Genomic DNA, 250 nt, shown 5'->3' with positions numbered 1-250 from the left:
GGCGGCGTAGGCATGGAACAGCAGCTCGACGCCCGCGTCGAGCAGCAGCTGGTCGGCCGCGCACTTGTAGACCGAGGTGTCGTAGGAGCGCACGCGGATGCGGCCCTGCATGCCGTCCTGCGGCGTGTTGAGGCCGCCCATGGCCTGCATGCGCGCGAGCAGGTCGTCGGCCACGCCGTGCACCACCTGCGTCATCTCGCCGCGGCGCCTGGCGTACAGGCCGGCGAAGTTGGTCACGCCGCCGGCTGTG

Annotated in this window: 1 protein-coding gene; it reads right to left on the bottom strand. The window is 72.0% G+C overall.

What is annotated here, in order from left to right:
- On the bottom strand, window positions 1–250 hold a 250-nt coding region (locus CVH10_RS22860), incomplete at both ends, for an FAD-dependent oxidoreductase (RefSeq protein WP_146143320.1).

Source organism: Halomonas sp. ND22Bw (genome assembly GCF_003011945.1).
In the GTDB taxonomy this organism is placed as follows: Bacteria; Pseudomonadota; Gammaproteobacteria; order Pseudomonadales; family Halomonadaceae; genus Halomonas; species Halomonas halophila.
This window is presented reverse-complemented; position numbering and strand designations above follow the sequence as displayed.